The following is a 6,388-nucleotide window of genomic DNA, read 5'->3' as shown; positions in this document are numbered from 1 at the left end:
CGAAATCGTTCATACCGAGGGGGAGTCGAATACCTCGGAGGCCCGGAGCGGCTGGGCCGCCGGCATCGGGGATGCGGGGACGCGCGACCTGCTGGCGCGCGACTCGTCCGCCTTCCTGCATCAGAGCCTGTCCAGCCCCTGCCTGACGGCCATCGCCAAGGCGGAGGGCATCTGGATCGAGGACACGATGGGACGGCGCTACATGGATTTTCATGGCAACAGCGTCCACCACATCGGTTATGGCCATCCGCGCCTCAAGGAGGCGATCAAGTCGCAGCTCGACGAACTCTGCTTCGCACCGCGGCGCTTCACCTGCGAGCCGGCGGTCGAGCTTGCCGAGACCCTTGGGCGGCTGGCGCCGGGCGACCTCGGCAAGGTGCTCTTCACCACCGGCGGCTCGGATGCGATCGAGGTGGCGCTGCGGCTGGCCCGGGCGGCGACCGGCCGGTTCAAGACGCTGTCCTTCTGGGACGCCTTCCATGGCGCCGGCTTCGGCGCATCCAGCGTCGGCGGCGAGGCGACGTTCCGCTCCGGCATCGCCGGGCCGTTGTTGCCGGGCGCGGAGCATGTGGCGCCATGGGGCACCCGCAACTGCGCCTACGGCCATGACAATCTCGAGGATTCGGCGCGCGCGTGCGCCAGGATGATCTCCTATGTGCTGGCGCGGGAAGGCGATGTCGCCGCGGTCGTCGCAGAGCCGATGCGGGCGACGCCCTATCCGCCCGCGCCCGGCTTCTGGAAGAGCGTGCGCGAGGCCTGCGACCGGCATGGCACGCTCCTGATCTTCGACGAGATCCCGACCGGGCTCGGCAAGACGGGGCGCTTCTTCGCGCATGAGCATGACGGGGTTCAGCCCGACATGGTCGTGCTCGGGAAGGCACTGGGCGGCGGCATTCTGCCGATCGCCGCGGTGGTGGCGCGCCGCGACCTCGACGTGGCCGGCGGCTACGCCATCGGCCACTACACCCATGAGAAGAACCCGGTCACCACCCGCGCGGCGCTGACGACGATCAACATCATCCGCGAGGAGGGCCTGACGGAGCGGGCTGCGGAACTCGGAGCCTATGCGATGGAGCGCCTGCGGAATTTCGGGGAAGGCTGCCGGGCCGTCGGAAGCGTGCGCGGGCGCGGCCTGCTCTTCGGGGTCGAGCTGGTCTCGGATCGCGACGCATGGACACCGGACAATGGCCTGGCCGAGCGAGCCTATTACCGCTGCCTGGAAGCCGGGCTGAGCTTCAAGATCAGCCAGGGCAACGTGCTCACGCTGTCGCCGCCGATGGTGATCGCACGGGCCGATCTCGACCGGGCGCTCGGCATCGTCGAGCAGGCGATCCTCGCGGGCTGATGGGGGCTGCGATGAAGGCTGTCAGGACGGACCGGGAACTGGAATGCCCCGAGATCGATGCCGGCCTGCGCGCCCGCGGCGTCGAACTCGTTACGCTCCCCGACGGAATTTCCGAGGAGGAACTGGCGCAGGAGATGGCCGACGCCGACCTGCTGCTGATGTGCTACACGCCGGTCACGGCGCGGGTGATCGCGGCTGCCCCGCGGCTCAAGGGAATCGTCAAATACGGTGTCGGCATCGATGCGATCGACATCCCCGCCGCGATCGCACGCGGCATCCCCGTCGTCAACGTGCCCGAATATGCCGAGGAGACGGTCGCGGAAGGCGCCTTCGCCCTGATGATCGCGCTCGCCCGGCGTATGCCGGAGATCGGCCGCGCCATGGCTCGCGAGGGCTGGATCTGGCCGGCCCAACGCTGGCTCGGTCGCGACATCGCGGGAGCGACGCTGGGGCTCGTCGGCACCGGGAAGATCGGGCGCAGCATGGCGCGAATGGCGGGGCAGGGGTTCCGGGCCCACGTTCTCGGCTATGACCCGCATGTCGACGCGGAGACGATGGCCGCCGCCGGAATCGAGAAGGTCGACGATCTCCACGCCATGCTCAGGCAATGCGATCTGGTCTCGCTGCACAGCGTCCTGAACGACGCGACGCGCCATATCGTCGGCCGGGCCGAGCTCGCCTGCCTCAAGCCCGGCGCCATCCTCGTCAACGTCTCCCGCGGCGCCCTGATCGACGAGGCCGCGCTGGTCGAGGCGGTGCTCGCCGGCCGGCTCGGCGGGGTCGGGCTCGACGTCTACAGCCAGGAGCCGCTCGCCCGGCAGGGGCATCTGCTAAGCCCGCTGTTCGGGCGCGACGACGTCGTCCTTTTCCCGCACCTGACCTTCTTCACCGTCGAGGCGATGCGGCGATTATCCGACGACACTCTGGCGCGCTGCTTCGAAATCCTCGAAGGCAGGCCGGTCGAGATCCGCTCGCACGATCCGCGCCTGCGGGCGCAGACCCGGAATGTCGCCTTTGCCTGAGGGCTCCTAGCGGAAGATCACCGTGCGGCGGCCGGCCAGCATCACCCGGCGCTCGATATGAAGCCTCAGCGCCCGCGCCAGCACGACCGCCTCGATATCGCGCCCGACGCTGACCAGATCGTCCGGTGCGAGCGAGTGGTCGGCGCGCCCGACGTCCTGGTCGATGATCGGGCCCTCGTCGAGGTCGGGCGTGACGTAGTGAGCCGTCGCGCCGATCAGCTTCACGCCGCGGTCATAGGCCTGGTGATAGGGCTTGGCGCCCTTGAAGCTCGGCAGGAAGGAGTGGTGGATGTTGATCGCCCGGCCGTCGAGCGCGCGGCACAGATCGTTCGACAGCACCTGCATGTAGCGCGCGAGCACGACCAGCGAAGAGTTGGTCTCCGCGACGATCTCGAGCAGGCGCGATTCCTGCTCCGCCTTGGTGGCGGGCGTGACCGGCAGGTAATGGAAGGGGATGCCGTAGCTCTGCGCCAGCGCCTCGAAATCGCGATGGTTCGAGACGATCGCGGGGATCTCGATATTGAGATTGCCGGTCGCCTGCCGGAACAGCAGGTCGTTCAGGCAATGGCCGAAGCGCGAGACCATCAGCAGGACGCGCGCCGGCGCGGCAGCGTCGATCGCGTCCCAATCCATGCGGAACGTGCCGGCGACACCGTCGAATTCGCGCCGGAAGGCGGCCTCGTCGAAACGCTCGCGCGCGGCGAAGGCGACGCGCATGAAGAAGCGACCGTCGCGCGGATCACTGAACTGCGCGCTCTCCAGGATGTTGCAGCCCTGCCGGTAGAGCACGCCGCTGACGGCGTGGACGATGCCTGGCCGGTCCTCGCAGGACAGCGTCAGGATTCGGTCCGGCTTCTGCACCTTGAAGTCCCGCCCCGGGGCGGGAGCATGCAGGGAATGGGCGTCGGCCATGGTCTATTTCCTGAGATCGGTCTTGCGGTCGAGCGGCGCCGCGAGGCTCGCGCTGACCGGGACCTTGCTGCCGGCGAGATCGATCGTCCATGCGCGTGAATCGAGCCACGCCTGGTCGATCGGCTCCCGGCTCTGGGCCCAGCCGAGCGCGACGATGCCATCGAGGCTCGCGCCGAAGGCGGCCGAGGTGATCTCGCCGACAGGTTCGCCGTCTGCCAGAATCGCCTCGCCGCCCCAGGCCATCTGCCCGTTCGGGCGCGGCCCGACAAGAGCCACCAGGCGTTTCGTGCGTGGCGCGGCCCGGGCGGCGACGAGCGCCTCGCGGCCGATGAAGCTGTCCTTGTTCAGCTTCACGGCGAAGCCGAGCCCGGCCTCGTAGGGATTGACGTCCGGCGTCAGCTCGCGCCCCCAGGCCCTGAAACCCTTCTCGATGCGCAGGGAATCGACGGCGTAGTAGCCGACATCCATCAGGCCCAGATCGGCGCCGGCCTCATGCAGCGTGTCATAGATCGCAGCGGCAAACTCGACGGGTACGTAGAGTTCGAAACCGTCGCCCAGATAGGAGCGGCGGCAGGCCCAGCTGGTCTCATAGCCGATCGTGATCTGACGGATCGCATTGGCCGGGAAGTCGGCGGGGTCGAAGGAGACTGGTGAGACCCGCCTCAGGATCTCCACGACCTTCGGCCCGGCCAGAGAGAGCACGGCATAGGCAGAGGTGACATCCGTCAGCGTCGCGCCTTCGGGCAGTTGCCGCCTGATCCAGTGCGCGTCTCGCGTCGCCTGGGCCGTGCCGGTGAGCAGGAGATACGTATCCGGCGCGATGCGCGCGGCCGTCAGATCGCTCTCGAAGGTGCCGCGTTCGTTGAGCAGCGCGGTATAGACGGAGGTGCCGACCGGCACGGCGACATCGTTGGCGGCGAGGCGCTGCAGTGCTGCCTGGGCCTGTGGCCCCTGCAGCAGGAGCTTGGCGAAGCTCGACATGTCGACGAGCCCGGCCGCCTCGCGGCAGGCGCGATGCTCGGCCGCGACGGTCTCGAACCAGTTCTGCGGGCCGAAGGAATAGCCGATCCTGCGCTCCGCCTCGGTGCGGGCGAAATAGTTGGCGCGTTCCCAGCCCATCTTCGAGCCGAAAACGGCGCCCTTCGCGGCGAGCCGGTCATAGAGCGGCGACCGCCGGAAGGGGCGGGCGGTGTCCAGCTCGCGGTTCGGCCAGGGCATGGCGTAGTGCAGGCCGAGCGTCTCCTTGATGCGGTCCTTCAGCCAGGCGGGGTTGTTGTTGAAATCGGCGAAGCGGCGGATATCGACGGGCCAGAGATCGCTCGTCGCCTCGCCTTCGACGATCCATTCGGCCAGCGCCCGGCCGGCGCCACCCGCCGAGGCGATGCCCATCGAGTTGAAGCCGGCCCCGACATAGACGCCCGCTACCTCCGGCGCCTCGCCGAGCAGGAAGTTGTTGTCCGGCGTGAAGCTTTCGGGGCCATTGAGGAAGGTCTTGATCTCGGCCGTTTCGAGCGCAGGCACCCGCTGCAGGGCATTCTCCATCAGGATGCCGAACTGGTCCCAGTCGTCGGGGAGCAGCTGGAACTCGAACGGATAGGGGATGCCGTCCATGCCCCAGGGCTTCGCATCCGGCTCGAAGCCGCCCATGACGAGGCCGCCGACCTCCTCCTTGAAGTAGATATACCCGTCGGGATCGCGCATCACCGGCAGATTCGGCGAGACTCCCGCGATCTTGCCGGTGACGATGTACATGTGCTCGGCCGAGTGCAGCGGCACCGAAACGCCGCACATCTGGCCGATGGTGCGCGACCACTGCCCGGCGCAGATGACCAGCACCTCGCATTCCACCCGGCCCTGATCGGTCTGGACGGCCTTGACCCGGCCCTTCTCCGTCTCGATGCCGGTGACGCGGATGCCTTCGCGCACGATGGCGCCGCCGCTGCGGGCGCCGCGCGCCAGCGCCTGCGTGATGTCGGAGGGGTTCGCCTTGCCGTCACCCGGCAGCCAGACGCCGCCGACGAGATCGTCGGTGCGCATCACCGGCCATTTCTCGCCGGCCTCCCGGGGGCTGAGTTCCTCGATCTCGACGCCCTGGGCGCGCGCCGCCGAAATGGTGCGGCGCAGCTGCGTCATGCGCTCCTCGGTGCGGGCGACCGAAACCGAGCCGCAGCGCTTCCACCCGGTGGCGAGCCCGGTCTCGCTCTCCAGCGAGTCGTAGAGCTCCGTCGAATAGCGGATCAGGCGCGTCATGCTGGACTGGCTGCGCAATTGCCCGACAAGGCCGGCGGCATGCCATGTGGTGCCGGAAGAGAGCCGGCCCTGCTCCAGCAGCAGCACGTCGCGCCAGCCGAGCTTGGTCAGGTGATAGGCCACCGAGCAGCCGATGATGCCGCCGCCGATGATGACGACACGGGATTGGGTGGGAATGGACATGAGCGCCTCCGCGATGAAGGCAACTTAGCAGGCGCTGTCAGAGAAACAACAAAAAACCACAAAAACGGTCAAATCAGGATGCGCGTATCCGCACCCCGCCTTCGACCAGTTTCGTCGCGATGGCACCGGGTGGGGGCAGATCCACCAGCAGCCCGGCAAAGGGTTGGTCGCCGCCGATGCGACTGGGCAAAAGGAGCCCGAACTTGCTGCTGTCGGCCATCGCAAACCCCTGTTCGGCGGCGTTGAGGAGGGCGGTCCGGATGGTCGCGCCGGCACGGGTGTAGTCGGTCAGCCATCCCCTCTCGTCGACGCCGCCGACGCTGACGAAGGAGAAGTCGGCGGAGAGCCGCGCGATCGCCTTCAGCGCTTCGGCGCCGGTGGTCGCATCCTCGTTGCGGTCGAACTCGCCGCCGATCAGGAAGACGCGGGCGCCGGGCAGCCGGCTGGCCAGCCGGGCATTGGCGAGCGAGGTGGTGTGCACGGTCAGTCGCTCGCAGCCCGATCGTGCCAGCGCCCGCGCAACCGCCTCGGTCGTCGTGCCCGAATCGAGCAGCACCGTCATGCCGTTCCCGACCAGCGAGGCGGCGAGGCCGGCGATCGCCTCCTTGCCGGCCCGGTTCACGGTCCGACGGTTCTCGAACGGCGCCTCGGAGCGCTCGTTGCGAAGCGCGCCGCC

The 6,388-nt window shown here is 68.6% G+C and carries 5 protein-coding genes; 2 read left to right on the top strand and 3 right to left on the bottom strand.

The window, feature by feature from the left end:
- The coding region (gene pbfA, locus ACIPIA_RS08385; protein ID WP_400508476.1) for a (R)-1-hydroxy-2-aminoethylphosphonate ammonia-lyase at positions 1 to 1,345 on the top strand (1,345 nt) is incomplete at its 5' end.
- An 11-nt stretch (positions 1,346 to 1,356) separates the two neighbouring features.
- Positions 1,357 to 2,367 (top strand): 2-hydroxyacid dehydrogenase, encoded by a 1,011-nt coding sequence (locus ACIPIA_RS08380; protein ID WP_400508474.1) that lies wholly within the window; start codon positions 1,357 to 1,359, stop codon positions 2,365 to 2,367.
- A 6-nt stretch (positions 2,368 to 2,373) separates the two neighbouring features.
- Here ACIPIA_RS08380 and purU read toward each other — a convergent pair whose 3' ends face one another.
- From purU to ACIPIA_RS08365, 3 genes are all read right to left on the bottom strand, one after another.
- Positions 2,374 to 3,279, bottom strand: coding sequence for a formyltetrahydrofolate deformylase (gene purU, locus ACIPIA_RS08375; protein WP_400508472.1), 906 nt, complete (start codon positions 3,277 to 3,279; stop codon positions 2,374 to 2,376).
- A gap of 3 nt (positions 3,280 to 3,282) precedes the next feature.
- Positions 3,283 to 5,712 (bottom strand): GcvT family protein, encoded by a 2,430-nt coding sequence (locus ACIPIA_RS08370; RefSeq protein ID WP_400508470.1) that lies wholly within the window; start codon positions 5,710 to 5,712, stop codon positions 3,283 to 3,285.
- A gap of 73 nt (positions 5,713 to 5,785) precedes the next feature.
- Positions 5,786 to 6,388 (bottom strand): DeoR/GlpR family DNA-binding transcription regulator (locus tag ACIPIA_RS08365; RefSeq protein ID WP_400508468.1); only part of this gene is annotated, 603 nt, incomplete at its 5' end.

It is taken from the genome of Allobosea sp. CER48 (assembly GCF_044752385.1).
Classification (GTDB): Bacteria; Pseudomonadota; Alphaproteobacteria; order Rhizobiales; family Beijerinckiaceae; genus Allobosea.
Note: the sequence above shows the minus strand (reverse complement) of the source record. Positions and strands in the feature narration are given on the sequence as shown.

Excerpts from the sequence above, each read along its gene's own strand:
- ACIPIA_RS08380 (WP_400508474.1), top strand. The coding sequence starts at position 1,357 with ATGAAGGCTGTCAGGACGGACCGGGAACTGGAATGCCCCGAGATCGAT.
- purU (WP_400508472.1), bottom strand. The coding sequence starts at position 3,279 with ATGGCCGACGCCCATTCCCTGCATGCTCCCGCCCCGGGGCGGGACTTC.
- ACIPIA_RS08370 (WP_400508470.1), bottom strand. The coding sequence starts at position 5,712 with ATGTCCATTCCCACCCAATCCCGTGTCGTCATCATCGGCGGCGGCATC.